At 72.4% G+C, this 26,299-nt stretch carries 24 protein-coding genes and 2 pseudogenes; 13 read left to right on the top strand and 13 right to left on the bottom strand.

Annotated elements, in window-relative coordinates:
* Nucleotides 1-7 precede the first annotated feature (7 nt).
* Together PH203_RS03625 and PH203_RS03630 are read left to right on the top strand one after the other, a co-directional pair.
* Nucleotides 8-193 (top strand): annotated as a pseudogene (locus PH203_RS03625) (hypothetical protein); the annotation flags it as partial.
* 285 nt (nucleotides 194-478) lie between these two features.
* Nucleotides 479-2,410 carry an FUSC family protein gene (locus PH203_RS03630; RefSeq protein WP_289915943.1) on the top strand — a complete coding sequence of 644 codons (1,932 nt, stop codon included), beginning with the start codon at nucleotides 479-481 and terminating at the stop codon, nucleotides 2,408-2,410.
* A 42-nt stretch (nucleotides 2,411-2,452) separates the two neighbouring features.
* Here the strand turns inward: PH203_RS03630 and PH203_RS03635 are convergent, their stop codons facing one another.
* A complete protein-coding gene (locus PH203_RS03635; RefSeq protein WP_289915944.1) occupies nucleotides 2,453-3,403 on the bottom strand; it encodes an endonuclease/exonuclease/phosphatase family protein in 951 nt (316 codons plus the stop codon).
* Nucleotides 3,404-3,508: 105 nt separating this feature from the next.
* Here PH203_RS03635 and PH203_RS03640 point away from each other — a divergent pair, with 105 nt between their 5' ends.
* The 3 genes from PH203_RS03640 (at nucleotide 3,509) to PH203_RS03650 (ending at nucleotide 6,014) form a co-directional block, all read left to right on the top strand.
* On the top strand, nucleotides 3,509-4,888 hold the full coding sequence (locus PH203_RS03640) for an amidohydrolase (RefSeq protein WP_289915947.1): 1,380 nt from the start codon (nucleotides 3,509-3,511) through the stop codon (nucleotides 4,886-4,888).
* Between the two features lie 92 nt (nucleotides 4,889-4,980).
* Nucleotides 4,981-5,670, top strand: a complete 690-nt coding sequence (locus tag PH203_RS03645; protein ID WP_289915949.1) for a DUF899 domain-containing protein — start codon at nucleotides 4,981-4,983, stop codon at nucleotides 5,668-5,670.
* A 155-nt stretch (nucleotides 5,671-5,825) separates the two neighbouring features.
* The gene (locus tag PH203_RS03650) at nucleotides 5,826-6,014 is read left to right on the top strand and encodes a hypothetical protein (protein ID WP_289915952.1); all 189 of its coding nucleotides are present in this window, start codon (nucleotides 5,826-5,828) and stop codon (nucleotides 6,012-6,014) included.
* A 9-nt stretch (nucleotides 6,015-6,023) separates the two neighbouring features.
* Here PH203_RS03650 and PH203_RS03655 read toward each other — a convergent pair whose 3' ends face one another.
* The 3 genes and pseudogenes from PH203_RS03655 to PH203_RS03665 form a co-directional block, all read right to left on the bottom strand.
* Nucleotides 6,024-7,955 carry an ABC transporter ATP-binding protein gene (locus PH203_RS03655; protein ID WP_289915955.1) on the bottom strand — a complete coding sequence of 644 codons (1,932 nt, stop codon included), beginning with the start codon at nucleotides 7,953-7,955 and terminating at the stop codon, nucleotides 6,024-6,026.
* A gap of 234 nt (nucleotides 7,956-8,189) precedes the next feature.
* Complete coding sequence (locus PH203_RS03660; RefSeq protein WP_289915957.1) at nucleotides 8,190-8,633, bottom strand: hypothetical protein; 444 nt, start codon at nucleotides 8,631-8,633, stop codon at nucleotides 8,190-8,192.
* Between the two features lie 437 nt (nucleotides 8,634-9,070).
* A pseudogene (locus PH203_RS03665) lies at nucleotides 9,071-9,640 on the bottom strand (ATP-binding protein); the annotation flags it as partial.
* Nucleotides 9,641-9,878: 238 nt separating this feature from the next.
* Here PH203_RS03665 and PH203_RS03670 point away from each other — a divergent pair.
* Nucleotides 9,879-10,739, top strand: a complete 861-nt coding sequence (locus tag PH203_RS03670; protein ID WP_289915959.1) for a helix-turn-helix transcriptional regulator — start codon at nucleotides 9,879-9,881, stop codon at nucleotides 10,737-10,739.
* Entirely contained in the window at nucleotides 10,740-10,994 is a 255-nt protein-coding gene (locus tag PH203_RS03675) for a DUF397 domain-containing protein (RefSeq protein ID WP_059197394.1), read from the top strand. It begins immediately after the preceding gene.
* Between the two features lie 85 nt (nucleotides 10,995-11,079).
* Here PH203_RS03675 and PH203_RS03680 read toward each other — a convergent pair whose 3' ends face one another.
* The 4 genes from PH203_RS03680 to PH203_RS03695 form a co-directional block, all read right to left on the bottom strand.
* Nucleotides 11,080-11,784 carry a dual specificity protein phosphatase family protein gene (locus PH203_RS03680; RefSeq protein WP_289915965.1) on the bottom strand — a complete coding sequence of 235 codons (705 nt, stop codon included), beginning with the start codon at nucleotides 11,782-11,784 and terminating at the stop codon, nucleotides 11,080-11,082.
* A gap of 125 nt (nucleotides 11,785-11,909) precedes the next feature.
* Entirely contained in the window at nucleotides 11,910-12,827 is a 918-nt protein-coding gene (locus PH203_RS03685; protein ID WP_289915967.1) for a hypothetical protein, read from the bottom strand.
* A complete protein-coding gene (locus PH203_RS03690) occupies nucleotides 12,824-15,220 on the bottom strand; it encodes a PEP/pyruvate-binding domain-containing protein (protein WP_289915969.1) in 2,397 nt (798 codons plus the stop codon). Before PH203_RS03690 ends, PH203_RS03685 begins: the two co-directional genes overlap by 4 nt.
* A gap of 299 nt (nucleotides 15,221-15,519) precedes the next feature.
* The gene (locus PH203_RS03695) at nucleotides 15,520-17,034 is read right to left on the bottom strand and encodes a PLP-dependent aminotransferase family protein (RefSeq protein WP_289915971.1); all 1,515 of its coding nucleotides are present in this window, start codon (nucleotides 17,032-17,034) and stop codon (nucleotides 15,520-15,522) included.
* Between the two features lie 47 nt (nucleotides 17,035-17,081).
* On the opposite strand from PH203_RS03695, the gene PH203_RS03700 reads away from it, so the two are divergent.
* A complete protein-coding gene (locus PH203_RS03700) occupies nucleotides 17,082-17,570 on the top strand; it encodes a carboxymuconolactone decarboxylase family protein (RefSeq protein WP_289915973.1) in 489 nt (162 codons plus the stop codon).
* 61 nt (nucleotides 17,571-17,631) lie between these two features.
* On the opposite strand, the gene PH203_RS03705 is transcribed toward PH203_RS03700, so the two are convergent.
* From PH203_RS03705 to PH203_RS03720, 4 genes are all read right to left on the bottom strand, one after another.
* A complete protein-coding gene (locus PH203_RS03705) occupies nucleotides 17,632-19,119 on the bottom strand; it encodes a glutamate synthase subunit beta (protein ID WP_289915975.1) in 1,488 nt (495 codons plus the stop codon).
* Nucleotides 19,120-19,280: 161 nt separating this feature from the next.
* Nucleotides 19,281-19,760 (bottom strand): anthrone oxygenase family protein, encoded by a 480-nt coding sequence (locus tag PH203_RS03710; protein WP_289915977.1) that lies wholly within the window; start codon nucleotides 19,758-19,760, stop codon nucleotides 19,281-19,283.
* A 253-nt stretch (nucleotides 19,761-20,013) separates the two neighbouring features.
* A complete protein-coding gene (locus PH203_RS03715) occupies nucleotides 20,014-20,709 on the bottom strand; it encodes a DUF2293 domain-containing protein (RefSeq protein WP_289915980.1) in 696 nt (231 codons plus the stop codon).
* Nucleotides 20,697-21,482 carry an NAD(P)H-binding protein gene (locus PH203_RS03720; RefSeq protein WP_289915982.1) on the bottom strand — a complete coding sequence of 262 codons (786 nt, stop codon included), beginning with the start codon at nucleotides 21,480-21,482 and terminating at the stop codon, nucleotides 20,697-20,699. The genes PH203_RS03715 and PH203_RS03720 overlap by 13 nt, the downstream gene beginning before the upstream one ends.
* 252 nt (nucleotides 21,483-21,734) lie before the next feature.
* Between PH203_RS03720 and PH203_RS03725 the strand changes: the two genes are divergently transcribed.
* From PH203_RS03725 to PH203_RS03740, 4 genes are all read left to right on the top strand, one after another.
* A complete protein-coding gene (locus PH203_RS03725; protein ID WP_354671230.1) occupies nucleotides 21,735-22,112 on the top strand; it encodes a helix-turn-helix domain-containing protein in 378 nt (125 codons plus the stop codon).
* Nucleotides 22,037-22,678, top strand: coding sequence for a uridine kinase (locus tag PH203_RS03730; protein ID WP_289915986.1), 642 nt, complete (start codon nucleotides 22,037-22,039; stop codon nucleotides 22,676-22,678). The genes PH203_RS03725 and PH203_RS03730 overlap by 76 nt, the downstream gene beginning before the upstream one ends.
* A gap of 49 nt (nucleotides 22,679-22,727) precedes the next feature.
* On the top strand, nucleotides 22,728-23,141 hold the full coding sequence (locus PH203_RS03735; protein WP_289915987.1) for a PPOX class F420-dependent oxidoreductase: 414 nt from the start codon (nucleotides 22,728-22,730) through the stop codon (nucleotides 23,139-23,141).
* A 349-nt stretch (nucleotides 23,142-23,490) separates the two neighbouring features.
* Entirely contained in the window at nucleotides 23,491-23,919 is a 429-nt protein-coding gene (locus PH203_RS03740; protein WP_289915989.1) for a CBS domain-containing protein, read from the top strand.
* Between the two features lie 55 nt (nucleotides 23,920-23,974).
* Here PH203_RS03740 and corA read toward each other — a convergent pair whose 3' ends face one another.
* A complete protein-coding gene (gene corA / locus PH203_RS03745; protein WP_289915990.1) occupies nucleotides 23,975-25,102 on the bottom strand; it encodes a magnesium/cobalt transporter CorA in 1,128 nt (375 codons plus the stop codon).
* Nucleotides 25,103-25,467: 365 nt separating this feature from the next.
* On the opposite strand from corA, the gene PH203_RS03750 reads away from it, so the two are divergent.
* The gene (locus tag PH203_RS03750) at nucleotides 25,468-26,262 is read left to right on the top strand and encodes a methyltransferase domain-containing protein (protein ID WP_289915992.1); all 795 of its coding nucleotides are present in this window, start codon (nucleotides 25,468-25,470) and stop codon (nucleotides 26,260-26,262) included.
* Nucleotides 26,263-26,299: the final 37 nt, after the last annotated feature.

Below are 26,299 nucleotides of genomic sequence, written 5' to 3' on the forward strand. Positions count from 1 at the left end.
CGCGGAGGTGACGGAGTCGGCCCGCCGCGACCCGCTCCCCGAAGGCGTCAAGTCCAAGGCGCACCAGGACCTGACGGCAGCTCGTCATGGGCTGCAGAAGCCCGCGTTGCCGGCCGGTGTCTCGCGTACGTATCAGCCGAAGGGCGAGGAGGGCGAGCAGCTGCCGCCCGAGTCCACGCGGGTGCAGGTGAAGCCACAGTAAAGCGTGGGTTCTCAAGTGTGCCGGCGTGCGAAACGGACGGCATCCACAGGGCCCGGGGGCAGGCTACGCCCTCGGGCCCGCTCCTTTTCCCGCACCGTTTCCCGTTCGGTCCGTCGAGGGTTTCGTTCATAAAGAACGTGGCCTGGCCACGTATCGTCACATCCCCGAAATACGACCGCCCCGCCCCCTCCGACAACGCGATCTACCGTGGACACCACAGCCCGGCCACCGTCGCCCGAAGGCACACCCCGCCCTCGCCCCGCTGACAGGAGCCCCGTGTCCCGCCCCGCCGTGCGTATGCCCGCTCTTCCGCCCTGGCTCGCCCACACCCTGCGCGCCCAGCGCGGCCCCGTGCCCTGGAGTGCGGTCACGCGTGGGGCGCTGGCCGCCGGACCCCTTCTTCTTGCCGCCGTGCTCGTCGACCGTGCGTCGCTCGGTGTCGTCGCGGCCATCGGGGCCATGCTCGCCGGGATCAACGACCGGCCGGGCAGCAGGCGGGCCTCCGTCAGGCGGCTCGGGGTGCCGGCGCTGGCCGGGGCGGTCGGGCTGCTCGTCGGGACGTATGCCGGGGACCATGTCGGGGCCGTGGCGCTCACCCTCGTACTGACCGGCGTCGGACTGGTCGCGGGCGGTGTCAGCGCAGTCGGGCCCGTGGCCTCCGGGGCCGGTACGCAGCTGTTGGTCGCCTCTGCGATCGGGGCCGGGATGCCGTTGCCGGACGAGGGGTGGCAGCGGGCCCTCGCCTATCTCGCGGGGGCCGGATGGCTGCTCGCGCTGCGGCTCGTACTGCCCACGCCCGGCGCACTCGCCGGTGACTACCGGTTCGACGGCGAGCGGGACGCCGTGGCGGCCGTCTACGACGCCGTCGGTGAACTGCTCGACGCGGTCGGCGGCGCCCGTGCCACCGCCCGGCGGGCCGCACTCACCGCCGCTCTCGACCATGCGCAGGACGCCCTCACCGGGCCGCGGCTGCGGCGGTACGCCAGCTCCTCGGCCGAACGGCGGCTGCACGCGCAGTACGCCGCCGCGCTGCCCCTCGCCGAGGCCGCGACCGCGCTGGCCTGGGCGGGGGAGCCCGTGTCGGGGCGCGCCTCCGAAGGACCCCGGCGGCTCGCCACCGCCGTAAGCGAGAACACGCACACCGGGCCGCTGCCCGCGCCCAGCCGTTCCGCGCCCGCGCTGCGGGCCCTCGACGACGCGCTGCTGCAGGCCGCCGAGGCCTTCGACCAGGCCGAGCGGAGCGATCTGCACACCCGCAGGCGCACCCCGAAGGATCTGCTGCGGGCCGTCTTCGGGGTCGGCGGGCGGGAGTACGGGCTGCGGGTCGCCCTCTGCTTCGGGGCCAGCGCGGGCGTCGCCCAGGCCCTGCACCACGCCCGCTGGTACGGGGAGCACGAGCACTGGTACTGGCTCCCCGCCACCGCCGTCTTCCTCGTCAAGCCCGACCTCGGACCACTGGTGTCCAGGGTGCTGTGCCGGGCGGCGGGGACCGTGCTCGGGGCGCTGGTGTTCGTCGGCTTCGCCCTCGTACTGCCCCGGCCCGAAGGGCTCATCGCGCTCGTCGCCGTCAGCGGCGCCCTCATCCCCGTCGCCACCCGGCACTTCGCCGCCCAGACCGCCGTCGTCACCGTCCTCGTCCTCGCGCTGGTCATGGTCGGCGGCGAACCCCAGGCCTCCGCCGGACGGATCGGCGAGACCCTGCTGGCCTGCGCGATCGTCCTCCTCGTCGGCCACCTCCCGATGCCGGGACAGCGGGGCGGTGCGGTACGTGCCCGGCTCGTCGCGGCGAGCGGCGCGGCGCGGGCGTACCTGGACCATGTGCTGAGCGAGGCCGACGGCGACCTGCGGAGCGCGGCCCGTGCCCCCGGCGACTTTGATCCCCGCGCCCTCCGCTGGACCCTGCGCCGCGAGGCCTACCGCACCCTCGCCGAGGCCCGCACCGCCATCGCCCTCGCCGCCGCCGAACTGCCCGCCCTCGCCCGTCACTCCGAGGGGGCCGGGCACATCGTCGCGACCCTCGAACGCCTCGTCGACACGACCACGGCCTGCGCGGTGCACCTCGACGACTCGGGCCGGCTCACACCGCGTCATACGGAACGTCTGACCGAGGTGTTGGACGAACTGGCCGAGGGGCGTGAACGGGCGGGGCTGCGACTGCCCGGGCTGCCCGAGCTGTCCAAGCTGCGCAAGCTGTCCGTGGCCGTTTAGCGCCGGAGCGGAAGCGTTCCGCAACGGTCGCGGGCCGCCGCGCTAGTCGACCCGTACCCACACCGGCGCGTGATCCGACCCGGCCGCCCCCCGCCGCTCCACCGGATCGCCCCCCACCGACGGCAGCCCGGCGGCCCCCTCGCCCGGCACGCCCGTCCCCGCCACCGTCACCCGGCGCACCAGCCGATGGCTCACCAGGAGATGGTCGATCAGCTCCCGCCGCCCGGAGTTGACCCGCGAGAAGCGCTGCTCGGCAGGGATCTTCGGAGCCACGTTCCACAGCCGTGCCGCGTCGCCCCCGTCCGGCCGGTCGAAGCCGGGGGTACCGAGCTCGGAACCGGGCGGCCCGAGCAGGATCTGGGTCGTCGCCGCCTGCACCTCGTCGTTGAGGTCCCCGAGCACCACCACGTCCCGCTCGCGCCCGTCACCGTCCAGCAACTCATCCGCCAGCGCCCGCAGCGAGGCCGCCTCCGCCGCCCGCCGAAACAAGGCGTACGCCCCGAACCGCGCCCGCTCCCCCTCGTCCCGCGGCTGGAACCGCCCACCCGGGTACGACAGCAGCTTCGACTTGAGATGGCACACCGCCGCCCGCAACGGACCGCCCTGCGTCGCCACCTCCACCGCGAGGAAGCCCCGCCCCGCCTCCGAGACCAGCAGCCCCTTGTCGTCCGCCTGCACCGGCCGCAGCTTCGCCGGGAACCCCTTCGTGTCGTGCAGCACCTCGAACGGTGCACGGCTGAGGAAGCCGACCCGGATGCCACGGCTGTCCGGGTGCCGGGACAGCGCGGTGTGCCAGTCGCCGTCCAGCATGCCGACCAGGTCCCGCAGCGCCTCCGGCTCCCCGACCTCCTGCACGCCCAGCAACGTCGGATCGAGTGCCGCGATCACCTCCGCCAGAGCGGCGAGCTTGGTCTCGTACGCCGCCTTGTCCTTGGGCCCGAACGGGCCGCCGGGCCGGTACAGGTTCTCCAGGTTCCAGGTGCCGATGAGCATGCCGGTCCCCCTTCCAGACGCTGTGGTTGAGGCCAGGGTGCCCGTCCGGCCGACAATGCGACAGAGCAGGGACACGATGCGCGGACGACGCCGTACGTTGGCATGATGACCGACTCTCCCGCCGACCTCGTCATCACCGGATGCACCGCCCTCGTCCACGACGACCAGGAGCGCATCGGGTTCGAGGAGAACGCCACGATCGTCGTACGAGACGGAGTCATCGAGTCCGTCACCACACCCACCGACCGGACACCCGCAGACGGGACACCCGCCGAAGTCCCGTCCGCCGCCCGGCACATCGACGCCCGCGGGCAGGTCGCCCTCCCCGGGCTCGTCAACTGCCACACCCACGCCCCGATGGTCACCCTCCGCGGCGTCGCCGAGGACCTGCCCACCGAGGAGTGGTTCAACGACGTCGTGTGGCCCGTCGAGTCCAACCTCACCGCGAAGGACGTGGAGTTGGGGGCCCGGCTCGCCTGCGCCGAGATGATCCGCGGCGGTGTCACCTGCTTCGCCGACCACTACTTCTCGATGGACGCCGTCGCCTCCGTCGTCGAGGAGTGCGGGATGCGCGCTCTGCTGGGCGAGGCGTACTTCTCCTCCCAGGGCCCCCAAGGGCGGGAGAAATCACTGGAGTTCGCGCTGCGGCACCGAGGTGCGGCGGACGGTCGTATCACCACCGCCCTGGCCCCGCACGCGCCCTACACCGTCGACGACACCGACCTCGCCGCCACCGCCGAACTCGCCGGCGCACACGGCCTGCCCGTCCACATCCACGCCGCCGAGAACCGCGACCAGACGGACGTCAGTCTCGACCGCCACGGCGTCACCCCCATCGAGATCCTGGAACGCACCGGCATCCTCGGCGGCACCGACGTCCTCATCGCGCACGGCACCGGGATCGTCGAGAGTGATCTGCCCGCCCTGGAGCGCGCGCGTGGGCGTACCGCCGTCGCCTCCGCGCCCCGCGGCTACCTGAAGTTCGCCTGGCCCACCACCACACCCCTGCGCGCCCTGCACGACATCGGCATCCCGGTCGGCCTCGCCACGGACGGCGCCGCCTCCAACAACTCCCTCGACGTATGGGAGTCGATGGCGCTCACCGCCCTCATCCAGAAGTCCACGACCGGCGACCCCCGCTGGCTGACGGCCCGTCAAGCACTGCACCACGCAACGCTCCAGAGCGCCCGCGCGGTCGGCCTCGGCGACCGGATCGGCAGCCTCGCCCCGGGCCACCGCGCCGACATCGTCCTCGTCGACCTCACCGGCCCGCACACCCAGCCGGTCCACGATCTCGCCGCCACCCTCGTGCACAGCGCGCGCTCCTCCGACGTACGCACCACGATCGTCGACGGCCGGGTGCTGATGCACGACCGCGAGCTGCTGACGATCGACGTGCCGGAAGTCGTACGGGAGTTGGGGGAGCGCATGCCCGCCCTCCTCGACCGCAGCCACGGCAGACGCATCCAGGACTACGACACCTGAGCCCTGGATCCGGAAAAACTTCCCGTACGGCGATGAGTTCCGCCCCGCGCGCCGGTCACCACCCCGAACGGACCGTCGCACCAGGAGGAGCCATGTCGCTTCCGGAGGTCGTCTCGCGCGAGCAGTGGCGCGCGGCGCGCGGGGAATTGCTGGTCAAGGAGAAGGCGGCCACGCGCGCGCGTGACGCGCTCAACGCCGAGCGGCGCGGGCTGCCCATGGTGGAGATCGAGGAGGAGTACGTCTTCGAGGGCGGCGACGGAAAGGCCACGCTGCTCGACCTGTTCGAGGGGCGCGCCCAACTGATCGTCTACCACTTCATGTTCGCGCCGGAGTGGGACGCGGGCTGCCGCAGCTGCTCCGGATTCCTGGACCAGATCGGGCACCTGGCGCATCTGAAGGCACGCAGGACGACGTTCGCGGCGGTGTCCAGGGCGCCGTACACGAGGATCCTGCCGTTCAAGGCGCGGATGGGATGGACGGTTCCCTGGTACTCGTCGTACGGCAGCGCCTTCAACCACGACTTCGAGGTGACCCTGGACCACGAGGGGGAGTCCTTCGAGCGGCCGGGGATCAGCTGCTTCCTGCGGGACCGGGACCGGATCTTCCACACGTACTCGACGTACGAGCGAGGTCTCGACGGGCTCGGTTCCACCACCAGCCTGCTGGACCTCACCGCGCTGGGGCGGCAGGAGGAGTGGGAGGAGCCGAAGGGGCGCGCGTCGGCGGTGGGGGCGCCCGCGGGGAGTGAGCGCGTTCGGTATCACGACGAGTACGAGGAATGACACGGACGGTATCGGAAGTGACCGTTCGGTAACCGAATTCTCACGCTGCGCGCTGAATACGTGTCAGCTACGTCTCAGTCCCGCAACTCAGCGAGCCGTCCGAGGCCTCCAGAGCGTTAACTCCTACAAGGACGACGCTTTTCTGGAGGTGCAGGATGGTGAACGGGCGAACCGTGCTCGAGCGCTTTCCCGCAGGTGGGCCGCGAGGCTCGTGGCCGGCGGAGGAGTTCGCGCACGCGCGACGGCTCGAAGGGCTGCCCGCGGAGGTCGTGATGGACCTCGCGACGGACGCGTTCCTGGTGATCCTGCGGGGCGGCGAGGCGGTGGCCGACGCCGTCGCGTGAGGACGTGCCTCAGCTCGCCTTCGGGGCGGTGAACTGGTCCGCCTGGAGCGCGTACAGCTCCGCGTAGACGCCGCCCGTGGCGAGCAGCTCCTCCGGTGTACCGGACTCCACGAGCCGGCCCTGCTCCAGGACGTGCACCAGGTCCGCGTGGCGCACGGACGCCAGCCGGTGGGTGATCAGGACCACCGTCTGCCCGGTGCCCGCGAGGGCCCGGATCTTCTCGAAGACCTCCAGCTCGGCCCGGGCGTCGAGCGCCGCCGTCGGCTCGTCCACGATGAGGATGCGGCCGCGGCGGTACGCGGCCCGGGCGATGCCGAGCCGCTGCCACTGCCCGCCCGACAGCTCGTGCCCACCGCTGAAGTGGCGGGCCAGCAGGGTGTCCAGGCCGCGCGGCAGATCGGCCACCACGTCCTGGGCACCCGCCTCGGCCACCGCGCCGTCCAGCCGCTCCTCGGTCAGCGGCGCGGCCGAGCGGCCCACGGCCACATTCACCTTCGCCGTGAACGGCCACCGCTTGAAGTCCTGCGCCACCATCGCGATCCGCTCGGCCAGCAGCCGCCGGTCCGCCCCGGCCGCGTCCACACCGTCCCACAGGATCCGGCCCCGGTCGGGGGTGTACAGCCCGGAGAGCAGCTTCACGAGGGTCGTCTTGCCGGAGCCGTTCTCACCGACGAGCGCGACGATCCGCCCCAGGGGGAGGGACAGCGTCACGTCGTCCAGGGCGGGCCGGGTGGACTCGCCCGGATAGCTGAAGCTGACGTTCTCGAAACGGATCTCCCGCGGATCCTCGGGCAGCTCCTGCCCGCCCACCGGGATCGCCCGCTTCTCCGCCTCGACGTACAGCCGCTGCAGATCCCCCACGAACAGGGCCTCCTGATGCAGCTGGTTCACCTCCAGGACGAGACTGTCCAGGCTCGACGACCCCGAACGGATCGCGATCACGGCCGTACCCGCGACCGACAGCGCCATGGCCCCGGCGAGCAGCAGACCGCCGAGCGTCGCGTACGTCGCCACCGTCGCGATGCCCGTCCAGGCCGCGGCGATGAGCCCCGTACGGGCGGCCAGCCGGGCGAGCCGTGCCTGTTCCGCCTCCGCGACCTCGGACATCGCGCGGTAGTGGTGGAGGAGGAAGGGACCGACGCCGTGCAGGCGGATCTCCGGCGCGGACTCGGGCTCGGTGAGCAGGCCGCTGAGGAGATGACCGGCCCTGGCGTGCTGCACCCACGTGTGGAAGGACTCGTACCGGCGGCGCGCGACGGTCAGGGCGCTCCAGGCGCTGGGCAGGGTCATGGTCACGAGGAGGGGGAGCAGGGCGGGGTGCAGCACGGTCAGGACACCGGCGGCCGCGACGAGGGAGATCGCCGCGTTCATGACCCGGGTGGCGTAGCCGATCATGCGGCGGGCGGAGGTGGCGCCGTACTGGGCGGTGTCCAGCAGCTTGTGGAAGGCGTGGTCCTCGATCGCGGAGAGTTCCACGGCGGCGGCCCGCTCCAGATACCGCTCGGTGGCCACACGCTCCACCTTCGGTTCGAGCCGGCCGGTGGCGTACGTCGACGCGGCCCGCAGCAGCGCGGAGACCAGCATGACGGCGGCCATGGCGACGAGCGCGGGAACGGCACCGCGCAGCCGTCCCTCGATCGGGCCGCCGCTCATCAGCCGCCCCAGCACACTGTTGACGGCCAGCAGACTCACCGCCTGCGCCACGCCCCGGCCCGTCTCGGCGCCGAGCACGACCCGCGCGGCCTTCCGGTCCGCCTGCCAGGCCAGCCGGAAACTCAGCGAGAGCAGCGCGGGGAGCTGTCGCACCATGGCCCGGAAGCTCAGCTGCAGGCGGGCCTCGGAATGGCTGTTCCAGCCCGTGTCGTACCGCAGCGGGCCACCGAAGAGCAGCTGCTCCGACTCGGACAGCTCGGGCCCCGCTGCCTGGCGCTTCTTCCTCACCGTCGACCTCCCCCGATCGTGGACGGAGGGCCACTATCGCGGGAGGGGGGTGCCGGGGGCAGGGCGCAGACGGACAGACGGGGGCACGCGGGCGTACGCCGGGTTCGTGGGTGGGTTCGGGCGGTGCTTCAGGATGGGCGGCTGATGCGTCGGGGACGGTGGGCCGCTCAAGACGCAGGCCACCGGCACCCACGCCTCCATCAACCCCCTGCCCCCCGCCGAACCGCCGGAGGCCTACGCGCTGATCGAGCGGGACCAGGTCGGTGTGGTCCCGATCAGCCGGCACAGCACCAGGTACAGCGGGATCGGTGACGTGTACGGGAGCTTGCCCTCGGGGCGGTGGATCAGGTCGGGGGCCACCGGCGCGTCCGGAACGATCGCGCCGGTGGCGTACTGGGCGGGGGCGGGCCACTCCAAGGCGTAGTCGGAGTCGGCGGGGACCAGCCACCACCAGTGCGTCTCATCGGCGTAGACGCACCCGATGCGGGGCAGCCTCGGCATGATCAGCGGGCCGAGGTGGGCGGGTACCGCCACCGCGTCGCAACCCAGCGGGGCCGTCATGCCCTCGGGAAGGGGCAGACGGAGAGGTGCGGCGGCCGGGGTGTGCAGGCCGCGTCGGAGGCGGACCAGCGTGTTCAGGGTCAGTACCGAGCCGCCGGCCACGGGCCTCACAGCCATGGGCCCCCCGTCCCGTGGTGCCGTGTCATGCCGTGATGCCGGGAGCCCGCCTCGCCATACCGGGAGCCCGTCTCGTCGTACCGGAGGCCGGTCTCGTCGTACCGGAGGCCAGTCTCGTGGTGCCGGGTCCCCGCCTCGTAGTGCCGCGTCTCCGCCCAGTCGCACTGCGCCACCCTGTCGTGCAGTGCGGTTCCGGCGTACCGCGGGACGCCGTCGTGTCGCGTCGCGCCGTCATGCCGAGTGGTGCCGTCGTATCGCGTGGCGTCGTCGTATCGCGTGACCTCGTCGTACCGAGGGGCGTCGCCGTACCGCGTGGCGTCCCCGTACCCGGTCGCGTCGCCGTACGACGCGGCGTCGCCGTGTCTCGCGCCCGTGTCCGTGCCCGGATGTCCCGCCGCCGAGCCGGTGTGTCCTGTGTCCGCCTCGTCGTCCCCGCCGCCGGAGCCGCCCGCAGGGCCAGGCTTCGGGCGGGCCCCCCAGCCCAGGTCGTTGCAGGGGGCGCAGTCGTGCAGGGCGGCGGTCTGGCGCGGGAGCTCCGCCCAGACCAGCAGGCCGGGACCGTGTTCATGGGCGCCCCAGGCGTGACAGAGGGCGTCGACGAGAAGCAGTCCCCTCCCGTGCTCCTCCTCGCCCCGCTGCGCCACGGACGGATGAATCTCGCCCGGAGTGCAGCCCTCGTCACGCACGGCTATTCGCACCAGCTCGTCGCCGTCGTGCAGCTCGCAGACTATGTGGCTGCTCGCGGTGTGCACGATGGCGTTGGTGACCAGCTCGGTGACGACCAGGACCGCCGAATCGCAGATGTCCTCGCAGACCGACCAGCCGTTCAGCCGTGCCCGCGTCAGCCGTCTGGCCTGGGCCGGGGAACCCGGATGTGCGGCCAGTTCGAACCGGAACCGGCGCTCGGCAGCGGCCCCACCAGGGGTTACTCCCGGAGCAGCGCCAAGGCTGTGGGGGCCTGCGGCGGCGTCTGTTCCTAAGGGCGCGGACGGAATCACGCTTGCCACTATCGCCCCGCCGTGAACACTTGGCAAGTGTCACTCTGAAAATTGCAGAGTGCTGTGTGACGGTCTGGAAGGCCGTGGCACACTGCTCGCAACAGCATGTCGAGCGGCGCCAGTTGAGATCACCGGAGATCCGACCAGGTCTTCGAATAGGTCTTCGAATGGCGCCGTCCGGCTGCCAGGATTCTTTTGCGCAGGTTTTTACGGTCTTCGGACCTCAGGGACGTCCAGGAGGTGGAGGGTGAGCGAGCCGCGGTCCGCGCCGACGGTCGGCCAGGTCGTCCTCGGCCGGCGCCTCCTCGACCTGCGCGAGCGCGCCGGTCTCAAGCGCGAGGAGGCCGCCAAGGTCCTCCGCGTCGCCCCCGCCACGGTCCGTCGTATGGAGATGGCCGAGGTCGCCCTCAAGATCCCGTATCTGCAACTGCTCCTGAAGTCCTACGGCGTCTCCGAGGAGGAGGCCGACGTCTTCGTGGAGCTGGCCGAGGAGGCCAACCGCCCCGGCTGGTGGCAGCGGTACCACGACATCCTGCCCGGCTGGTTCTCGATGTACGTCAGCCTGGAGGGCGCCGCGAGCCTCATCCGCTCGTACGACCCCCACTTCCTGCCGGGACTGCTCCAGACCGAGGAGTACGCCCGGGGTGTGCTGAAGTCGGGGGCCATCGGCCAGACCAGCCCGGACGACATCGAACGGCACGTCGCACTGCGAGTACAACGCCAGGAACTGCTCACCCGTCCCGACGCGCCGCGGTTCTGGGCCGTGGTGGACGAGACCGCGCTGCGCCGCCCCGTCGGCGGCCCGGAGGTGATGCGTGCCCAGATCGACAAGCTGCTCGAGGCCACGAAGCTGTCCAACGTGACGCTGCAGATCGCCCCGTTCGCAAACGGGCCGCACCCCGGCACGTACGGGCCCTTCGTGCTGTTCCGATTCGCCGTGCCGGAGCTTCCGGACATGGTTTACAGCGAGTACCTGACCGGCGCGGTCTATCTCGACGCGCGTCCCGAGGTGGCGACCCATCTCGAGGTCATGGACCGCATGGCGGCGCAGGCCGCTACGGCACATCGCACGAAGGAGATCCTCCGGGATCTCCGCAAGGAGCTGTGAATGGATCGCATCAAGCCGCGCATACCCGTCTACAACGGCATGCCCGCGCGGGAGTTGGGCAGCGAGGGCTGGCACAAGCCCTGGAGCGGCGGCAACGGCGGCAACTGCCTGGAGGCGATGAAGCTCGCCGACGGACGGATCGCCGTCCGTCAGTCCACCGATCCGGACGGCCCGGCGCTGATCTACACGACCGACGAGATGACGGCCTTCATCGAGGGCGCGAAGGCGGGGGAGGCGGACTTCCTGCTGTCGTGACGTGGCCGTCGTGACATCGGCACCGCTTCGACCGGAACCAGGACATGACGCGCCGCTAGAACCAGGACATGAGGCGCAGCTAGAACTAGAACCAGGACATGATGCGCCGCGGCGCATCCACCAGCCGGCTCACCGCCACCACCGGCAGCGGCGGCTGTGCCGCGTCGTCCCGGCTGAGGTTCAGCCCGTAGTAGATCTGCTCGATCGACGGGGGTCCGACCGCGAGATTGCGCCGGACCGCCGCCGATGACGACTCCTCGCCGGTCTGCACGAGATACGCCGCCGCCATCGTGCCGGTACGGCCCACCCCCGCCCCGCAGTGCACGAACACCGGCCCGGACGAACCGGCCACGATGTCGAGGAAGCGCCGCACCTGCTCCGGCTTCGGCGTCTGACCGTCCCGGATGGGCAGCCGTACGACGTCCAGGCCCGCGTCGGCCGGCCCGGCGAGCTGCTTGGTGCTGAGGTCCTCGGCGCGCAGGTCGACGACGGTGGTGAAGCCCATGGCCGCCAGCGTCCGGTAGCCGGCCGGGGACGGGGCGGCGCCGCGCCACAGATGGCCCGAGGTGTCGACCGGCTGGAAGTTGTGGACGCCCTGCACGGTGCGGGTGCCCGCCGGTGCCGGGGTCTCCGCGCGCATCCAGTACGACAGGGCCAGGATGCCTCCGGCGCCGGCCGCCCACAGAAGGGCGTAACCGAGGACGAGGGTCAGCAGAATGCGCACGGTACGGCGCTGGAGCGGGCGCTTGGGGAGGGTGGGGCGGGGGAGCGTGGCGGTGAGGACGGCCATGAGCGACCAAGGGGACTAGGGGACGTGGGCGTTTTGGCAGAGTACCCCGGGGTGGTGATCATCTGTGTTTTACATCCGTTTTGTGCCCTAGATCTCAATTGTCATGTCCAGTCGTCTGTCGTACTTCAGTCGTCGTCAGTGTCCGCGTCGCCGATGCCGACGACCGTGAGATGAGCGCGTTCGAGAGTCGCGTCCTCCAGGCAACCGCGCAGCCGCAACCGGTCGTGATCGGTGAGCGCGGGCCGCACGACTCCCGCGAACAGTCCGTCGCCCAGATCACCGAGGGTCTCGTGCCGCAGCGGCACGGACGTGGAGTCCCGACAGCGCTCCCAGATCTGTTCCGCGGCCAGTGACCGCCGCTGGTGCGTGGTGTCGGGACCACGCATGTCGACCTTGACGACCACCGAGGTCGCCGCGCTGTCGTTCGCGTGCTCCTCCCGGGTCTGGGTGAGGTCCGCGAGCCCCACGACGAGCCCGCCGAGCAGGGCGACCCCGACGACGCCGACAGCGGCCATGCGCACGGTCCGGCCCCTGGGCGGTACGGCGGCCGGGGCCGGCAGGTCCTCCAGGTCGTCCGGGGAGGCCGGGTCGGGTGCGGTGAGCACGGCCAGCCGCCCGGCGAGCCGCCGCTCGGCCGGTCTGCCCGTGGCGGCGGCGATGCGCTGCACGACCCAAGCGAGCCCGGACAGCACCACACCGGTGACCATGAGCACCGGCACGAAGACGTACGCCTTGTCCGCCGGGTCCGCCAGCCAGCGGAACTGTGTCTCCTCCCGCTCCAGCGCGGGCTGCCGCAGCCGGGCGAGCGCGTCCTCCTGCCGGGCCGCCAGCTCCCGCTGCCGCCGGTCGGACGCGCTGATCCGCTCCTCGATCCGGGTCAGCCGCCCCAGCATCACGATGCCGAGCAGCAACACCTCCACGACCAGCAGCAGAACCCCGCACAGCATGGCCCGCTGCCACTGCCACCGGTACAGATAGACCACGAGATACGTCCCGGCCCCGGCGGCGGCCAGGCCTCCGAAGAGGTACGCGATCCTCCTCATGGCGCGTCTCCCGGCTGTACGTCCCCGACGGTCCCGTCGACGGTGAGACGGGAGCCGACCGGGAAGCGGTGCACGGCGTCCGCCGCCCCGACGACGGCGGGAACCTCGAACTCCCGCGCCAGCACCGCGAGATGGGACAAGGGGCTGCCGGTCTGCGCGACCAGCCCGGTCAGTCCGGGCAGCAGCGGAGCGAGCGCGGGATCGAGAGTCCGTACGACGAGGACGGCGTCCTCGGGCCGAAGCCCCGCCCCGTCCCACACGGTCCCGACGGCCCGCCCTCCGGACACGCCCCGCATACCGTCCCGGCCGCCACCGTCCCGCTCGGCGACGACGACTCCGCCCTCCGTCAGCCGGAACGCGTCCGGCAACGGCGGCGACTCGCCGTCCGGCACCCGCGCCGCGAGATCGACGGGCAGCGCGGCGCCGTGCAGCACGCCCGCCAGCTCCCGCCAGCGCAGCTGCCCGACCTGCTCCACATCGAGCTGGACGCGCCGCCCGGCATCGCGCACGAGCCGGACCTGGAGCTCCTGCACCCAGCGGATGCGGAGCCGGAGGGCTTCGCGGGGCGGGAGGGAGGCGGTGAGGGGCGGGGGGCTGGGGGTGGGGGAGGCGTTGGTGGTGGGGGCGCCGGTAGCGGTGGCGGTGGCGGTGGCAGCGGCAACGGTGGCGGTGTCGCCGGTGGTGGGGACGCGGTGCGCGGATTCGCGAGCGGTGGCCGGGGTGGTGCCCGGGGTGCTTGCGGTGGCTGTGGGGTGAGGACCCATCGCCGTGCCGTCTCGTGGCGCCGCGGTTCCGGTGCCGTCGTCCCGGCCGGTGCTGCCCCGGCCCGGCAGCAGCGGCTGAGGGACGCGCCTCGACGCGCCGGTCCCGGACGCCACCGATTCCTCGGCATCCGCCGCTCGCGAACCCGGTATGCCTTGCTCCGTCCCCCCGCCCCCCGGCCCCGGCAACCGCCCCGGCCCCCGCAGGCTCGGTGCCGTCAGCGCCAGGATCACCGGGGCCGCGGCGACGGCCTGGTCGTCGGGTACGCCACGTGCGCGTGCCGTTTCCAGGGCGGCCAGCGCCGTACCCGCCGCCGTACGGCTTTTCGGCGGCTCGCGCAGCAGGGCTCCGGCGAGGGCTTCCTGGGCGTGCAGGGAGGCCAGGGTGCGGCGGGTCCAGCGGATCTCCGCGACCAGGGCGGACGCGGGGAGCGTCGAGGGCGGCGGGATCTCGGCGAGGTGGCGGTCGACGTCGGCCGCGAGGTCCGTCGCCAGGCCCGGCAGCGCCGCGGAGAGCCGGCCCACCCGCCAGGCCGCACCCAGACGGCGCGCCCCCGGCGCCGGGTTGAGCAGTGCCAGCCACCGGTGCCGCGGGGGAGCGGCGCCGAGGAGCCGTAGGTCGGCCGCGGCCCGCCCGCCGACCGTCCTGACCACCGGAACCGTCCGCAGCAGCCGCCGCGGCGCACTCCCGGCGATGTCGAGCGCGGCGGCGAGCCCGCGGGCCATGGGCGCCACCCACAGGTCCTCCTCCAGCGGCACCAGCTGCTCCGGCAGGGTCTCCGCCACCGGACCGGGCCCGAGCAGCCGCGCCCCGTGCGGCGGCCGCACCGCCATCGCCGTGATCGGACGGCTCTGGAACAGCCACAGCCGCCCCTCCCCGTCGAACCCGAACTCAAGGTCCTGCGGCCCGCCGAAGATCCGCCGGGCCCGCCGCGCGAGCCGCGCGAGACGGGCCAGCTCGGACCGGGTGAGCGGCGAACCGCCCTCCGCGGCCTCCGTGCGCAGCAGCCGTCCCCGCCCGCTCAGCCAGTAGTTCGTGCCCGCCTGTTCCCCGCTGACCAGCGAGTCCGGACCACCCCGGACCGCGCTCACCAGCATCCGGTCGGTACGCCCCTCGACGGGATCGGCACCGAACATCACCCCGCCGACCCGCGCCGTCAGCATCGGCTGCACCAGCACCGCCATCGGCGCCGTGCTGCCGTCGGGCCGTACCGCCGAGTCGAGCACGGTACGCACCGCCGTACGGAACGCGTGCCAGCCGCGCACGTCGAGGACGGAGGCGAACTGGCCCGCCAGCGACGACTCCTCCGTGTCCTCCTGAGGGGAGGAGGACCGTACGACGAGCGGGCGCGCGCCGCCGTCGGAGAGGTCGTGCCAGGCGTGGCGCAGGGCGACCGGGTCGGTGCCGCCGCGGTACGGGATCACGAAGCCGGGGAGGACCGGCAGACCGGCACCCGCCGCGCGGGCGAGGTTCGCGGCCTTGGACCCCGCGCTGCCGGGCACCGCGGCGGCGGGCCGGTCGAGTGGGACGGTGGCCGGGGCATGCGCGTCGACCAGGCCGAGGAGCACCTCGCCGCGGGGCCTGTCCCCGTCTTGCGCACCTTCTCCGTGACGTTCGTCGAGCGTCGTCATCGCTCACCCTCCAGGACCGGCCGCCAACAGGGGGGACGCGCGGGGGTGACCCTGCGCCTGACGGCGGAACGAAGGATGGGGCGGGCCGCTGCCGACCCCTGCAGGGGCTCGACGGCAGCACACCTCCTGCTGCAATGATCCCACCGCTGTTCGTTTCCATGTCGGTCAGAAGCCACTTTTCGGGCCCTCGGTGAGGATTTACGAACACCGTAGGAGAGCGCGTGGGGCGCGCTCGTCCGCAGGCAGTACGCCGGGCCTCCTCCGGGGGATGGAGAACCCTCGGGGGAGCGGTGTCCGAGCTAGCCGGTCGCCGGGGGGAGGGCCTGGCACAGCGCCTCCAGTGCCGCTCCGTACGCGTGTTCCGAGGGGGTCGCGTAGCCGACGACCAGGCCGTCGTACGCCGGCATGCCCGCTTCCGGTGTTCCTGGTGTCTTCGGTGGTGCCGTCCTTGTCTCCGGGTGCCGGAACTCCGCGAGGCCGTCCAGCGCGACGCCCCGCCAGACGGCGGCCTTGACCGTGGACCTCTCGGTGCCCGGCGGCAACCGCAGCACCGCGTGCAGCCCCGCCGCGACCCCGGTCGCCTCGATGTGCGGCGCGTGCTCGGCGAGCGCCGCGACGAGGCGGTCGCGACGGCTGCGGTACCGCTGTCGCATACGGCGCACATGACGGTCGTACGACCCGGACGAGATGAGGTCCGCGAGGGCCAGCTGGTCCAGGACGCTCGCCCAGGCCTCCCGCTCGCCCTTGGCTGCGAGCACGCCGTCGACGTACCGCTCCGGCAGCACCAGCCACCCCAGCCGCACCGCGGGTGACAGGCTCTTGCTGACCGAGCCGATGAAGATCACCCGCTCGGGGTCGAGTCCCTGGACCGCGCCGACGGGCTTGCGGTCGTAGCGGAACTCCCCGTCGTAGTCGTCCTCCAGCACCACCCCGCCACGCGCGCGTGCCCAGTCGACGACGGCCGCCCGCCGCTCGGCGTGCAGCGGACCTCCGGTCGGGAACTGGTGCGCGGGCGTGAGCAGTACGGCCCGTTCACGCGCCAACAGGCTCACGTCGGCGCCGTGTTCGTCGAGGGGCAGCGGTACGGTCCGGACGCCCGCGTCGGCGAGGAGCCCGCGGTGGAAGGGGAGGCCGTACGCCTCGACGGCCAGCGGGCCGCGCAGCACCGGCGTCGGCGCCTGGAAGAGCAGCCGCAGCGCGTGCGCGAAGCCGGAGCAGATCACGATCCGGCCCGGCTCGGTACGTACGCCACGCGCGCGTGCCAGGTACTCGGCGAGCGCCTCCCGCAGCTCGACGCGGCCGGCGGGGTCGCCGGGGCCGAAGACCTCGTTGGGCGCCTGCTGGAGGGCCCGCCGGTAGGAGGCCAGCCAGGCGGCGCGCGGGAACGCGGAGGCGTCCGGGGTGCCCTGGCGGAGGTCGTGCCGCGGTCCACGCGCGCGTGGCGGCGTTTTCACGGGTACCCGCGCGTGCTTGGCGTGGTGGAGCGGCTCGGTCCTCCCCCACTGCCTTGAGGGCGTGGGAGGTGCCCCCACGGCGACCCGGGTGCCCGAGCCCTGGCGGGCGGTGAGCCAGCCCTCCGCGACGAGCTCGGCGTACGCGTCGGCCACCGTGTTCCGGGCGACGCCGAGATCGGCGGCGAGCGAACGGTACGGCGGCAGCCGGGTGCCGGGGGCGAGTCGTCCGCCGCGTACGGCGTCCCGGAGCGCGTCGATGAGAGCGGCCCGTTTGCCGCCCGGTCTGGAGAGCTCCAGGTGCAGGTCGGCGCCGATCCGCTCCGCCGAATCGACCCATGAATTGACCCATGATTCCGCCATGGAAATGCACCCTACAGCGGGTCTTTCCGGGCCATAGATTGATGCACATGACGACGAACACGACCACGGTCCCGAACACCACCGCCGCCCCTCGCCTCAACTTCGCCAAGGCCGCCCCGAAGGTCTTCCGCGCCCTCGTCGGCTTCGACGCGGCAGCCCGCGCGGGCCTCGACCCCGCCCTCGTCGAACTGATCCAGATCCGCGCCTCCCACCTCAACCACTGCGCCTACTGCCTCCACATGCACACCAACGACGCCCGCAAGGCCGGCGAGAGCGAGGACCGGCTGCACATGGTTGCCGTCTGGCGCGAGGCCCGGCACTTCTTCACGGCGAAGGAGCAGGCGGCCCTGGCCCTGACGGAGGCGGTGACGCTGGTGGCCGACGGGGGAGTGCCGGACGCGGTGTACGCGGAAGCCGCGGCCGAGTTCGAGGAGGAGGAACTGGCGCAGGTGCTCGCCCTGATCCTCACGATCAACACCTGGAACCGGGTGGCGCTGGCGACGAAGAAGGTCGCGGGGACGGACGAGCGGGCCTGAGGGGCGGGTCCGAGGGGCGGGTCCGAGGAGCGGACCTGGGAGAGGGCCCGGGGCCGGTCGGTCACACCGTCATCGGGCGGTCGTAGGGTCCGATCGGCGCCGGCAAGCGCGAGCTCCCCGTCAGATGGCGGTCGACCGCCGCCGCCACCGCCCGTCCCTCGGCGATCGCCCACACGATGAGCGACTGCCCCCGCGCGGCGTCCCCCGCGGCGAACACCCCGGGGACGTTCGTGGCGAACTCGGCGTCCCGGGTGATCGTGCCGCGGGGCTCCGTCGCCAGCCCCAGCTGGTCGATCAGCCCGTCCTCCCGGCCCGGGCCGGAGAAGCCGAGGGCGAGCAGCACGAGGTCGGCGGGGAGTGCCCGCCCAGTGCCCGTCACCGGCCGCCTCTCCGCGTCGACCTCGACGAGATGCAGCGACCGCACCCGCCCGTCCGCGTCGCCGGTGAAGCGGAGCGTGGACGCCGCGAACAGCCGCGCGTCCGCGTCGGCCGCCGGGGCGGTACGCAGATCGCCGGCCTCCTGGTGCGCCGCCGACAGCCGGTAGATCTTCGGGTACGTCGGCCAGGGCTCGACGTCCTCGTCGCGCTCGGCGCCCGGCTGGGCGTAGATGTCCAACTGCGTGACGGACGTGGCCCCTTCACGCACCGCGGTGCCCAGACAGTCGGCCCCCGTGTCACCGCCGCCGACGATGACGACATGCTTCCCGGCGGCCGACACGGGGGAGGTCTCCAGGTCGCCCTCGCACACCCGGTTGGCCAGCGGCAGATACTCCATCGCCTGATGGATGCCGGTCAACTCCCGCCCGGGTACGTCGAGTTCACGCCAGGCCGTCGCTCCCGTGGCGATCACCACCGCGTCGTACCGCGCCCGCAGCTCAGTCGCCCCGATGTCCCGCCCGACCGCCGTCGACGTACGGAACTTCGTGCCCTCGGCCCGCATCTGGTCGGTCCGCCGCCGCAGATGGTGCTTCTCCATCTTGAACTCGGGGATGCCGTACCGCATCAGCCCGCCGAGCCGGTCGTCCTTCTCGTACACCGCGACCGTGTGCCCCGCCCGCGTCAACTGCTGTGCCGCCGCGAGCCCGGTGGGCCCCGACCCGATCACCGCGACGGTCCTGCCGGACAGCCGGTCCGGTGGCTGCGGTGGCGCGAACCCCAGCTCCCAGGCCTGGTCGGCGATGGCCACCTCGACGTTCTTGATGGTGACCGCGGGCTGGTTGATGGCCAGCACGCATCCCGCCTCGCACGGCGCGGGACACAACCGCCCGGTGAACTCGGGGAAGTTGTTCGTCGCGTGCAGCCGGTCGGCGGCCTGCCGCCAGTCGTCCCGGCTGACCAGGTCGTTCCACTCGGGGATCAGATTCCCCAGCGGACACGCTTCGTGGCAGAACGGGACACCGCAGTCCATGCACCGGTCGGCCTGCTTGTTGATGATGGGCAGCAGCGCCCCGGGGACGTACACCTCGTCCCAGTCCCTGACCCGCTCCTCGACCGGCCGCCGGGGCCAGTCCTGACGAGGGGTGGTCATGAATCCCTTGGGATCGGCCATGGCCGTCTTCCTTGCGTTGGCTGCGACGGGCCGAGCGTCATCGGGCGGCACTCTTTCGGCCACGATACGTCCCGTGAGCCACTCGCGCAGAGTGGGCGGACAGCGCTTTCCTGAGGTTCCGTGGGCCTCCCCGACGGCCTCCCCGACGGCCTTCCCGGCGTCTAGGTGAGGGCCAGCACGTACGACACCGCCGCCGCACCCGAGGCGACCATGCGCACGTGGTTCCACATCGTCCACTCGCGCACATACGCCGGCCAGTACGCGGCCGCTTCGGACGTACCCGCGTCCAGCTTCATCAGCGTGTCGTTGCGCGGCACGTTGGCGACCATGGTCACCCCGAACGACCCGAACAGATACAGCGCGCTGCCCAGCAGCAGCTCCACCGTCCCCTCGTCCGGCCACAGCACGAACGTCACCACGGCGATCACCGCACACAGCACCGCCGACCCGGCGAACACGAGCATGAACGCGGGCCGCAGCGCGGTCACGTTGATCGCCTTCATCGCGGCGACACCCTGTGCGGGCGGCAGCGCCGCGAGCCCCTTCATCACGAACGTCGAGAACGCACAGAACACCCCGGCCACCAGACCGGTCCCGAGCACACCCAGCACCGTCAGTACGAAGTACGGTCCATCGATCATGTGAACGTCAACTCCCGCATCGAGCCGAGATCCTGCCCGGCACCAACCGTCACCACAAGTGAATTCCCGTACGGGAAGAGTCACCATGGCCGAAGGCCGCGACCGCATACGCGAGCGTCCACAAGGCTCCCCACGCCCGACACAACCTGAATCCCCGACTCCCCTCTACTACACCGTTCCCTGAGGGCCGGCTCTCCCACCCCGGCCCTCGCCGACCTCAACCGGCCCCCGCCCCTCGCCGCTCTCGCCGACTTCAACCGGCCTGCGCCCCTTCCGCCCGCCAGCCGCCCAGCACCGCCTCCACGCCGGAGGCGATCCGACGCCGTGCCTCATGCCTCGGCACACCGCTCATCAGCAACTGGTCGTACGGCGTGTCCAGATGCCGTACGGACGCCACCACCGCCGAGATCACCGCGCCCTCGGACAACGCCCGCCCCGCCGCACTCCGGCCGACCCGCCCGCTGCCCCGCACCGAGGCGTGCACCGCGATGCCCTGTGCCCGCTCGGCCGGGCACCCGGGAAACAGCCGGCGTATCTCCGTCGCGAACGCGTCCGTGAACCGCACGTCCTCCGCGGCCCGCCGCCGCGCGTCCCGCACCCGGCGCCGCCGCCGCGCCTCGGCGTCCGCCAGACACCGCACCTCGGCCCGCGCGAGCGCCGCCTCCTCCACGAGGACGCCCTGCCGCTCGTACCGTGCCTTGCGCCGGTTGAACCGTACGACCACCGCCGACAGGGCACTCTCCTCCCGCGCCCTGCGCGTCAGCGCCGTGTCACCGCGCGGCAGGAACACCAGATGCCCGAGATCGGCGCAGTCCAGACACCGAGGCGCCCCCTCCTCCAGCACCAGCAGCGTCAACGGCCCGCTCCGGCACTCGGCGCACTGCTTCCGCTTGACGGGCTGGACGACGAGAAGCCCGGTGCGGCGCGGGGGAGTTGCTAGGCGAGACATGTCGAATTCATTCCCGGCGGTGGGCCATGAACCACGGCCCCGTCCTTCTGCCTCTCCCAGTCCTGCCGCTCCTGCCGGTCCTCCTCGTCTTTCCTCTCCTTCTCCGCTACTTTGCGTCGAGCACCGACACCCGCCGCCGATTGCACCGTGGGCCGCGCGATCTCGTCGACCACCGCCCCTGCGAGACCCGCGTACGACAGGACCCGCATCCCGTCGGGCGCCTCCTCTCCTCCGAACGCATGGTGCCCGGTGCGCGGAGCGTTCTCCTCCAGTCCTCCTCCCGGGGTGAGCACCACCCGGTCGACACCGCCCTCTTCCGACTCCCGCAGGCGGCGCAGCCCCGCCGTGTGCGCCAGTGCGAACGGCCGGATGTCCGGTGGGAACACCGCAGGGTCGTCCATCACCGGCCGGCCGTCCGCCCCGAGCAGGTCGGCGAACAGCCCCACGGCGACCAGACGCCCGACCCCTGCCGCGGCGAGCCCGCTCAGCAGCGCGTCCGCCGCCTTCACGAAGAACTCCGGGTCGAGCGAGTCGAAGCCCCGTTCCGGCCCGCTGAACGGCGACACCGCGTGCACGGCGGCCACATGCCCGACCGCCACGGCCGCGACCGAACCGGCATCGGTCACATCACCCCGCACCACGGCCACCCCGTCCGCCCCGAGCTCCGGATACCGGGCCGGCTCCCGCACCACCGCCGTCACCCCGTGCCCGCGCCGCCGGGCCTCCGCCGTCACCGCTCGCCCGCCGCCTCCGAAGACCGCGATCGCAGCCATGCCCAACCTCCTTGTCGTGCACCGCGATTCGGTGCCCGACCTGGATGGTGGAGGCGCAACGGCCGGTTACCGCAACGGTATCGGCGCTGACCTCGACCGATGACCGACTCCTGGGACGGCACCGGCACCACCCGGCCCGCTCCACCGGACCCCGACATGTTCGACGCCGGCTGCCCGTCCTCCGCGACGCCGTTCAGAGGTGGGGGACTGGGGGTACCTCCCACGCCCTTAAGGCAGTGGGGGAGGACGGGCATGGTCATCCGCTGCCTCGAAGGCGGCCCGCGCCGCTTCACCGAACTCCGGACCCCGCTCAGGGCCGTCACCCCCAAGGTCCTCGCCGAGACCCTGCGCGCGATGGACCGCGACGGTCTGATCACCCGCACCGCGTACGACGAGAACCCGCCTCGTGTCGAATACGCCCTCACCCCTCTCGGTCGCACCCTGATCCCCCTCCTCGACGCCGCTCGCACCTGGAGCGAGACCCACCTCCCGCAGCTGCTCGCCGCCCGCCGGGCACACGAGCGGGACGCGTCCTGGCCGCCGGCTGGCGCATCATGGGCCCTGTGCGACTCGAAGCGATCACCTGGGACCGGCTCGGCGACCTCCTGGCCGACCGACTGCTCGACCTGAAACCGGCCGACGGCAGCCCCTGGCCCCGCATCGCCTTCGACGGCGCGCCCGCGGCCCGCCCGCAGGGCCTCGCCGAACGCGTCTCCGAAGCGCTCCGGATACGCGGCCGCCCCTCGCTCGTCGTCGGCACCGAGGGCTTTCTGCGCCCCGCCTCGCTGCGCCTGGAGTACGGGCACCGGGACGTGGAGGCCTACTACAACGGCTGGTTCGACACCGGCGCCCTGTGGCGCGAGGTCTTCGGCCCCCTCGAACCCGGCGGCGACGGCCGCGTCCTGCCCGACCTCTGGGACCCGGCGACCGACCGCGCCACCCGCAGCCCCTATGTCCAACTCCCGCCCGGTGGCGTCCTGTTGCTGCACGGCCCCCTCCTGCTGCGCCACTGGTTCCCCTTCGACCTGTCCGTCCATGTCCTCCTCTCCCCGGGAGCCCTGCGCCGCCGTACCCCCGAGGCCGACCAGTGGACCCTGGAAGCCTTCGAGCGCTACGCCGACGAGACCGACCCCGCCGGCACCGCCGATGTCCTGGTGCGCGCCGACGACCCTCGCCATCCGGCGTGGAGCGGCTGATCCGGTAAACCACTTTTACATGCGCATGCATGTAACTAAGGTGGCCCCCATGACGACTTCCACGAGTGATCACCTCTCCTTCGGCGACTCGGTCCGCACCCTCCTCGACGGCAAGAACTTCGCCAGCGTCGCCACCCTCGGCCCCGACGGATCCCCGCAGAACTCCGTGGTCTGGATCAAACGCGAGGGCGACACCGTCCTCTTCTCCTCCACCGACCACCGTCAGAAGGTGCGCAACCTCCGCCGCGACCCCCGGATCAGCGTCTCGGTCTACGACCTCGCCAACCCCTACACCTCCGTCGAGATCCGCGGCACCGCCGAGATCCTCCCGGACCCGGACAAGCGCCTCCCGCACGACCTCTCGCACAAGTACCTCGGCATCGACCCGCCCGCCGAGAAGGAGGACGAGGTCCGCGTGATCATCCGTGTCGTGCCGCGGAAGATCGTCGGATTCTCGGCCTGAGGGACTGCCGGGCAGTCGTCCGGTCCCTGCGCCGGCGCCCCCCGGGTGTGCCCGCTCCGGTACCCCCGGTGTCCCGGCGTCGGCCCCCGGGTGTCCATGCACCGGCAGCCCGCTCTCGACCCGCGGTGCCGGCGGTCCGGCCTCGGTCCCCGATTCCGGCAGCGTGGCCTCGGTCCCCGGTGCCGGCAGCCCGGTTTCGGTCCCCGGTCCCGGCAGTCCGGTTCCTGCAGTCCCGTTGCTGCAGTCCGGTTCCGGGTGCGTGGCTCCGGTCGCGCGGCGAGAATGTAGGGCGCCGGGACCAGCGGTGCGCCCTGCGCCGCGCCGGCCGTCCGGCATCGGGAGGTACTTCATGACCACCGCCGGAGACATCATGCACCGCGGCGCCCAGTGGATCCCGGCCCACGAGACCCTGGACCGCGCCGCCCAGCTGATGCGTGAGCTCAACGTCGGAGCCCTGCCCATCAGCGACGAGAACGAACGGCTCTGCGGCATCCTCACGGACCGCGACATCGTCGTCGGCTGTGTGGCCATGGGGCACGACCCGGCCCGGATCACCGCCGGGGAGATGGCCCAGGGGACACCCCGCTGGATCGACGCCGGTGCCGACGTCGGCGAGGTGCTCCGGGAGATGAAGGACCACCAGATCCGCCGGCTCCCCGTCATCGAGAACAAGCGTCTCGTCGGCATGATCAGCGAGGCCGACCTGGCCCAGCATCTGACGGAAGACCAGATCGCCGCCTGGGCGGAGAGCGTCTACGCGAAGACCACGCCGCACTGACGCGGGTGCCCCCTCCGGGGGTGGGCGTGAGCCCGCCCCCGGACCTCCCGCCGCCTCAGAGCCAGCCGTTGCGCCGGAAGCCCCGGTACAGCGTCAGACACGCCACGGCTATCACGCCCAGTACCAGGGGATAGCCGAAGGTCCAGCGCAGCTCCGGCATGTGCTCGAAGTTCATGCCGTACACCCCGCAGACCATGGTCGGCACGGCGACGATCGCCGCCCAGGCCGTGATCTTCCGCATGTCCTCGTTCTGGGCGACCGAGACCTGGGCCAGGTGCGCCTGCAGGATCGAGTTGAGCAGTTCGTCGAAGGCGGCGATCTGCTCCTTGGCGCGCAGCAGATGGTCGGAGACATCGCGGAAGTAGGCCTGTATCTCCGGGGCGACCACCCGTATCGGCCGTGTGGAGAGCTCCTCGATCGGCCGGGCCAGCGGGACCACGGCCCGCTTCAGCTCCAGGAGTTCACGCTTGAGCTGGTAGATGCGCCCCGGGTCGAGCCGTGCGCCGTTCTGGGAGAAGACGTCCGACTCGACCTGGTCGATGTCGGCCTGCAGGAGGTCGGTGACGTGCAGATAGTCGTCGACCACATGGTCCGCGATCGCGTGCAGCACCGCGGCCGGCCCCTTCGCGAGCTGCTGCGGGTCGGCCTCCAGCTCCTCGCGCAACGGGCCCAGCGAACCGTGCATGCCGTGCCGGACCGTGATCACGAAGTCCTCGCCGACGAACACCATGATCTCGCCGGTGTTCACCACCTCGCTGGTCGCCGTGAGCTCCTCGTGCTCGACGTAGCAGACCGTCTTGAACACCGCGAACAGTACGTCGTCGTACCGCTCCAGCTTCGGCCGCTGATGGGCCTCGATCGCGTCCTCCACCGCCAGCGGGTGCAACTCGAAGAGTTCGGCGATGCCCGCGAACTCCTGGTCCGTCGGCTCGTGGAGGCCGAGCCAGACGAAACCGTCGCCGTGCTTGCGCACCCGCTCGACCGTGTCGACCAGATCGCTGCCGCCCGGGACGCGAGCGCCGTCCCGGTAGGTCACGCAGTTCACCACGGAGGAACCCAGGGGTGACCGGGCGGGGTGGCTCAGGTCGACGCGACGGCCCCGACGCGCCAGCCGTGCCACCTTGCGGAGGCCGCCGACCCTGCCGAGGCTCGTGACCTTCCGCAGATTCCCTGCCATGGACATCTGGATCTCCTTGCGTGGATCCCCGCTCGCCGCATCTCTGCGCCCTGGCCGGCCAGTCTGCCAGCTCACGGTGAAAGCCGTGTAAGCCTGTGGGAACAGGATGTTCCGCTTTGTTCCCGCCTGTGGACGACGAGTTCAGGAGCGTGCGACGGCGAGGAGTCGGGGGAGGCGGTGGGGTGATGCGGTGCGGGGCGTCACGCAGGGCGGTGCGCTCGTGGTGGGGCGGGTGTGACGTACGGGTGTGGTGGGGCGGGTGTGGTGGTGCGGATGTGGCGGTGCGGCGCCTGACGCGTCGCGATCGGCGCATGGTGGGTGCCGGAGCGTCGACCGCCACGGACAACACGGGCAACTGGGATGATCGCGACATGATGCGAACCGACGGGTATCTCCTCGACAACCAGCAGACCGAGGCGGCAGAGCGCTTCGACGCCTTCGCGGCCCTCTTCGACCCCACGACGTTCCGGCACCTCGAAGGCTTCGGCATCGGATCCGGCTGGCGCTGCTGGGAGGTCGGCGCCGGCGGTACGTCCGTGGTGTCCTGGCTGGCCAAGAAGGTCGGCCCGACCGGGCGGGTCGTCGCGAGCGACATCGACACCTCCCGGCTCGGCCCCGCCGCCCGTCCGCCCGTCGAAGTGCGGGTCCACGACGTGGGCGTCGACGAGGCGCCGGGGGAGGGCTTCGACCTCGTGCACGCCCGGCTCGTCCTCGTTCATGTGCCGGACCGGGAGCGGGCGTTGCAGTCGATGGTCCAGTCCCTGCGCCCCGGCGGCCGGCTTCTCGTCGAGGACGCGGACCCCGCCCTTCAGCCCCTGGCCTGCCCCGACGAACACGGCCCCGCCGAGCAGTTGGCGAACCGTCTGCGCCAGGGCTTCCGCCAACTCCTCGCCGACCGCGGTGCCGACCTCTCCTACGGCCGCCGCCTCCCCCGCCTGCTCCGCGAGGCCGGCCTGCGCCGCGTGGAGGCCGACGCGTACTTCCCGCTCACGTCCCCTGCCTGCGCGGCCCTCGAATCCGCCACGATCCGCCAGATCCGCGACCAGCTCGTCACCGCGGGCCTCGCCACGGACGCCGACATCGACCATCACCTCGCGAACGTCGCGTCCGGCTCCATGGACCTCGCGACGGCACCGATGATCTCGGCGTGGGGGCGGAAGGCGTAGGACGGGGGCGGAGGTTGACGGCAGGGGGTGGCGGCCG

This window comes from Streptomyces sp. S.PB5 (genome assembly GCF_030403745.1).
Classification (GTDB): Bacteria; Actinomycetota; Actinomycetes; order Streptomycetales; family Streptomycetaceae; genus Streptomyces.

Coding starts and splice junctions, on each gene's coding strand:
- PH203_RS03635 (WP_289915944.1), bottom strand. CDS start 3,403: ATGCTCATCGGCACCTGGAACCTGGAGAACCTGTACCGGCCCGGCGGC.
- PH203_RS03640 (WP_289915947.1), top strand. CDS start 3,509: ATGACCGACTCTCCCGCCGACCTCGTCATCACCGGATGCACCGCCCTC.
- PH203_RS03645 (WP_289915949.1), top strand. CDS start 4,981: ATGTCGCTTCCGGAGGTCGTCTCGCGCGAGCAGTGGCGCGCGGCGCGC.
- PH203_RS03650 (WP_289915952.1), top strand. CDS start 5,826: ATGGTGAACGGGCGAACCGTGCTCGAGCGCTTTCCCGCAGGTGGGCCG.
- PH203_RS03660 (WP_289915957.1), bottom strand. CDS start 8,633: ATGGCTGTGAGGCCCGTGGCCGGCGGCTCGGTACTGACCCTGAACACG.
- PH203_RS03675 (WP_059197394.1), top strand. CDS start 10,740: ATGGATCGCATCAAGCCGCGCATACCCGTCTACAACGGCATGCCCGCG.
- PH203_RS03680 (WP_289915965.1), bottom strand. CDS start 11,784: ATGGCCGTCCTCACCGCCACGCTCCCCCGCCCCACCCTCCCCAAGCGC.
- PH203_RS03685 (WP_289915967.1), bottom strand. CDS start 12,827: ATGAGGAGGATCGCGTACCTCTTCGGAGGCCTGGCCGCCGCCGGGGCC.
- PH203_RS03690 (WP_289915969.1), bottom strand. CDS start 15,220: ATGACGACGCTCGACGAACGTCACGGAGAAGGTGCGCAAGACGGGGAC.
- PH203_RS03695 (WP_289915971.1), bottom strand. CDS start 17,034: ATGGCGGAATCATGGGTCAATTCATGGGTCGATTCGGCGGAGCGGATC.
- PH203_RS03700 (WP_289915973.1), top strand. CDS start 17,082: ATGACGACGAACACGACCACGGTCCCGAACACCACCGCCGCCCCTCGC.
- PH203_RS03705 (WP_289915975.1), bottom strand. CDS start 19,119: ATGGCCGATCCCAAGGGATTCATGACCACCCCTCGTCAGGACTGGCCC.
- PH203_RS03710 (WP_289915977.1), bottom strand. CDS start 19,760: ATGATCGATGGACCGTACTTCGTACTGACGGTGCTGGGTGTGCTCGGG.
- PH203_RS03715 (WP_289915980.1), bottom strand. CDS start 20,709: ATGTCTCGCCTAGCAACTCCCCCGCGCCGCACCGGGCTTCTCGTCGTC.
- PH203_RS03720 (WP_289915982.1), bottom strand. CDS start 21,482: ATGGCTGCGATCGCGGTCTTCGGAGGCGGCGGGCGAGCGGTGACGGCG.
- PH203_RS03725 (WP_354671230.1), top strand. CDS start 21,735: ATGGTCATCCGCTGCCTCGAAGGCGGCCCGCGCCGCTTCACCGAACTC.
- PH203_RS03730 (WP_289915986.1), top strand. CDS start 22,037: ATGGGCCCTGTGCGACTCGAAGCGATCACCTGGGACCGGCTCGGCGAC.
- PH203_RS03735 (WP_289915987.1), top strand. CDS start 22,728: ATGACGACTTCCACGAGTGATCACCTCTCCTTCGGCGACTCGGTCCGC.
- PH203_RS03740 (WP_289915989.1), top strand. CDS start 23,491: ATGACCACCGCCGGAGACATCATGCACCGCGGCGCCCAGTGGATCCCG.
- corA (WP_289915990.1), bottom strand. CDS start 25,102: ATGTCCATGGCAGGGAATCTGCGGAAGGTCACGAGCCTCGGCAGGGTC.
- PH203_RS03750 (WP_289915992.1), top strand. CDS start 25,468: ATGATGCGAACCGACGGGTATCTCCTCGACAACCAGCAGACCGAGGCG.